Consider the following 5,097-nt stretch of genomic DNA (forward strand, 5'->3'; position numbering starts at 1 on the left):
CATATACGTTCTTTTCGTCAAAACTGATTGTTGACACAACAACCCAGGGCCTATACGTATGGAGCAAAGCAGAATACGGGAAAATAATGATCTCGTCTATCGCCCCCGTATTTCGCTGCGCTCATATATATCATTACCATAAAAAGAGAAATTATTAGGGAGTTAAAAAACATAGGTTACGAGTTAGTCATTGCTAAAATCGCTTGGAGTTCTTTTTCTAGCTTATAATAGTAAGATTTCAAATCGATTGGCGAACGAGAGCGCAATTTTGATTCAAAATCCATTAAGATTTTTTGAAGTTGGGGAGTCGGTGTGTAACACGCTGCGCCGTTTAATTTGTGTACGTGAAAAGCTAATACCTTGCGATCATTAGCTTCGAAAGCTTTTTTAATTTCCTCATGAAATCGAGGCAATTCTTGTAAGAATAATTTAAACATTTTTTCGCTGGCGACTTTATTTCCAAATATACGAGTCGCCGACGTCCAATCAATGACCTTGTTATTGTTATCTCTTTTTTCAGGATCAGCCGGGGGTTCAGTTTCTCTTCTCTCCTTGTTAACGAACCGATTCAAAATCCGTTGCCCGTATCGTTCTAGCATCGGTTTGTGTAATACCAAATTCATCCCGACCTTGTAACATTTTTGCTCGCCCTCTTCATTGACATATGCGGTTAGCGCAACGATTGGCGTGGGGGATTTATGATGTTCTTTTTCCCAGACACGAATCCGCGCCGCCGCTTCATAACCATCGATACCTGGAAGGCCAATGTCCATAAAAATAAGAGAATATTGGTTTTGGCTCGCTTTTTTAATCGCAGCTTCACCATCATCGGCAAAATCAACGGCACAACCTAGCTCTTCCAGTTTAATTCCTATCACCTTTTGGGCTAGCGGGATATCTTCCACCAGCAAAATAGGCACTTTTTTTAAATCAGATTTTTTAGTGACACTAAGTAGCAATTCAGGTTCTAAAAGCTCCTCAAGCTTCGTTAAAGCAGCGTTGTACCTTTTTTCTTTTTGGGACTTTAAGTCCTTGTGTTTAGCAATCGCTAAAGGAATTGTGCAGATGAATCGACTTCCCCGACCAGGCTCGCTTTCTAAAGTCACTCGGCCCTGGAGGGCCTCTGCATAAGTTTTAACGAGAAATAATCCTAAACCCGATCCCCGATATTTACTGGCATAAGAAGGAGTGAGCCGTTTAAATTGAGAAAATATATTCTTATGTTCTTCTTTAGGTATCCCGATGCCCGTGTCCGACACAATTAATTCAATAAGAACCTGATTATCTGACCGGTTGACTAACTTGGTTTGAGTAGTTACCTGACCTTCTTCAGTAAATTTTAGCGAATTTCCTAACAAATTCATTAAAATCCGAAAAATCATTATCTCCGAGCCGATAAGTACTTCGGGGATACGGGGGTCGTAATCGTTATAAAATGCTAACTGTTTTTGTTGAAAAGAAGGGCGAAGCATTGCGAATACTTGGTCAATTAATTTTATGAGCGAGAAAGATTTTTTTTCATAATCGATATTCCCTTCTTCAACGTTGGTTATTTCTAACACTTCGTTAATGAAATGAAGTAATTGTTTTCCCGCAAGTATTAGGTCCTTCGCCAGTTGCTTATCCTTTTCTTCAGTTTGCTTTTTCCATAAATATTCAGCAATCAAAATTATCCCCGTTAATGGCGTTCTCAAATCATGGCCCATATTCATTAAAAATTCGGATTTAACTTTATTTGCTTTGCCCAGCGATTCTTCCATGCGCTTTCGTTTTGTAATATCGGTATAAATCCCTAAAACACCGACAATATTGCCTTCTTTATTGCGATAAGGAACTTTACTCACCAACACAGTTTTTATCGAACCATCGGCCTGCATTTGTGATTCTTCATAATCGAACTTTGGTTTTCCAGTCTCTATGACGGAAAGATCATCTTGCCGATACTTTTTCCTCAATTCTTTTGACCAAGGGAAATCTTCATCCGTTTTACCGATAATTCCCGATTGATCCTTATAACCAAATTGTTCAGCGAACATTTTATTGCAGCCGCGAAAAATTAAGTTTTTATCTTTCCAAAAGATATAATGAGGAATATTATTGATAATCTCTAAAAGCGCTTCTTCGTTATTACTCTTTCCGCCCTGCATTTTTCCGTTCCTCAATTATTTAGGAGCCAAATTCGGTCGATCGTTTTTCATTGCGAGCGTATCCCATTTTTGCAGCACAGGGCAGGTGCTCAAGTGATCGGCGCAAGATAAAATGTCGATCCATTATTTCCCGCACTTTAACGGCGTTATTCCTTGTATAGGTTATTTTCATACCGAAATGCGAAATATAACATAAGCCTTTTTGTTCAACGCCATCCTCAAGTCTGCGATGAATAGGACTTGCCTTATCAAAAATCGTGTAAGTTTCTTTCGAGGAAGTAAAGATTTTAACATAGCCAAGTCGTACTTCTTTAACCGTTGCCCCTTAAGGGCGGGGACATAACGTGCGGTTCCCTCCATTTATAGTCTCTTCTTAACACTTTCCTCTTACCTTCGTGAGGTCGTAGCTCTTGGCCAATGATATCAGCCAAACCCGCGTCTGCTTGCGAGGGAACTTCTCCCGCCGCGTAATGGCCCACGTTGCTAGCGGGCTCATAGATTATGACTGCTGTTCGATCGCCTAAATTTGTAACCGAACAATGCGGACCAGAAAAAATGCAAGTATTTATTAACCAAAGGATTTCCGGAAGACAAACAAGAAGACTGACTTTAAGCTGCACTAATCGACCATCAGGGACGTAATAACCAAGTCCACGATCTAAGTCAATATTCTACCAAGCACAATTGACGACACCTTTTGTGCGTATAATATTTGTTTTACCTTCCAACCAATCGTATGCCTCCACCTAGTAATCTAAGCTGTCGGGTGCGAATTGAATATTTTTTACTTCATGCTGGATCGTAAAGGTTAATTGATGAAAATGATTTATCTCGCGTTCAGCATAATGTCTTAGCTTAACGATGTTGATTTGTGATTCCGGCGTTTCTATTCCTACAAATGACGTGAGCATCCGCATTTCCATTAGGTATATCCGGTTGCGCAATTGTTTTTGCTACGTAAGGGTATTCACTCGCTTTTAAATAACGAATGAAATGAGCAGGATCACCAAACACTTTTTTTGGCTGGGTCCTGCTGCACCAGCTCTGCATAGGTTTTTTGTAAAAGAGAACAAGTCTTTATTTATGGTTTCTTCATCAAAGAGGATTTGACATAAGGTAATGCCGGCCATGCCGCCACGGGAGAGTATCGTCTTGATACCCAAAGGATGTATTCAGAAAATTCACGAGCGAATTTAACAGAGTCTTTAGACACTGAATAGCGGTCTGCTGGTGACCAGCATAATGTACGCCCGTGTGCAGTTTATAACATTCACTATAACTAGAGCTCTTTTACCTAAAAGACCATCTCCTATCTCCAATAAGGCCACTTTATAACGAGCAAGACTCAACTCTTGGGCGGTATAAAACCCTGCAAAACCGGCACCAATGACTACGATGTCATAGATGTCTGCGGATAGTTGAGTTTTCATTCATTACTCATATAGTCCAACTATGAAATAAAATGTTACAGAGGGCACTTAACTGTTCCAATATTATAGTGTTTTGGTGATTTTTAACCAAAAAACGATTGTTAATGTTACTAACGTTAGCAGAAAGGCATGGGTTTGACCGAGATAACGAATTCCTAGCATCCCCTGAAATCAGCTGGCCTGGTCTTTTCCTTCACCTGGATCAACTGGAAAGAGCACTTTTAATCTTTAAAGTTGATTTCAGCTTAAAGACTTTGCCCACCACCGAGCCTGGAATTATCTCCATTCGCGGCCTTCGCCAATACGGCAAAAGCACTTGGCTTGAAAAAGAGTTGCGTCAAAGTATTATAGATTTTGGTCCTACAAGCGCCTTTTATCTCAATGGGGACGATATCTTAGAAAAGAATAGGCTTGAAAAAGCGATTCAAAAACTGCTACCTGCCTTTTCAAAACAAGCTGCCTCCGCCGTTGAAATCACAGTAATCCCAAATTTGGAAATGCTATTAAAAATTATCTGATCGCGAATATCTCATGGATATTTTGATCGTTACAACGGGCTCAAATGCAAGCGATCTACGACGGAGATTCGAAGGGTTACCTGGCAGGAAAGGAAAACTCGACGGAAACAATTATTTTTTTGCTCAAATTACATACAAAGAATTGCATCTCGTATGTCATTCAACATTGGAGATAAATACATTAGCCGCTTATTTGTTATCTAGTGATCGCCTATTGCATGCACAGAGTTAGCGGAGCAGCATTTTCTTCCCGAATACGTCATTGAGCTCACGCGCGATTAGATTGACGGTGAAATCATACGCGCTCTGATCCGGGTATCTTTATACAAATATCCTTCAGATTTTATTTAAGTTCAATGGAGCGTCGGTAGGAAAAGCCAAATTAGCGCGCGAAGCGGATTTGGCAAACAATACCGTGGTCAATGGGTACATCACTATCCTTCAGGATTTAGGTGTTGTTATTCCTTGTTATCCTTGGGATGCAGATAAGAAAATACCGATATTACGAAAACCGTCTAAATTTCCGATCACTAATTTACTGGCTGCTCTCAGGTACTTTCCCAGACGTCTGGGAAGTATCAATGATTTTCATGCTTTCTTTTCAAAAAAAGCATTTGGATAGAGTGGGCCCGTAGCCCAGGAGTTATTTCGCCGAATGGCTATTAGCAACAAACAGATGCTGAAACCGCTGATCTTTTGGCAAAACAAATCACACGAAATCGATTTAACCTACTCACCTGAGCATTTTAAAAGTGAAATATGAAAACAATTCTGCATTAGAATTTTCCTGGTTTAAACAACAATTTCCCCAAAAGCAGCTAACCGTCATCAGCACCCGATCATTTTCAACGGATCAAATAAGCGGCATTATCCTGAGCGAAATACGGGGGCGATAGACGAGATCATTATTTTCCCGTATTCTGCTTTGCTCCATACGTATAGGCCCTGGGTTGTTGTGTCAACAATCAGTTTTGACGAAAAGAACGTATATGCGGGTTCACA

General features: G+C 40.2%; 1 protein-coding gene and 2 pseudogenes. 1 reads left to right on the forward strand and 2 read right to left on the reverse strand.

The genetic code is table 11. The features are described from left to right. Window positions 1–176: 176 nt before the first annotated feature. Both FIV31_RS07245 and FIV31_RS07250 read right to left on the reverse strand, forming a co-directional pair. Window positions 177–2,147 (reverse strand): PAS domain-containing hybrid sensor histidine kinase/response regulator, encoded by a 1,971-nt coding sequence (locus FIV31_RS07245; protein ID WP_280124306.1) that lies wholly within the window; start codon window positions 2,145–2,147, stop codon window positions 177–179. Between the two features lie 19 nt (window positions 2,148–2,166). Continuing rightward, window positions 2,167–3,577 (reverse strand): annotated as a pseudogene (locus FIV31_RS07250) (FAD-dependent oxidoreductase). 129 nt (window positions 3,578–3,706) lie between these two features. Here FIV31_RS07250 and FIV31_RS07255 point away from each other — a divergent pair. Next, window positions 3,707–4,991 (forward strand): annotated as a pseudogene (locus tag FIV31_RS07255) (AAA family ATPase). Window positions 4,992–5,097: the final 106 nt, after the last annotated feature.

The organism is Coxiella endosymbiont of Ornithodoros amblus, from assembly GCF_019425495.1.
Classification (GTDB): domain Bacteria; phylum Pseudomonadota; class Gammaproteobacteria; order Coxiellales; family Coxiellaceae; genus Coxiella.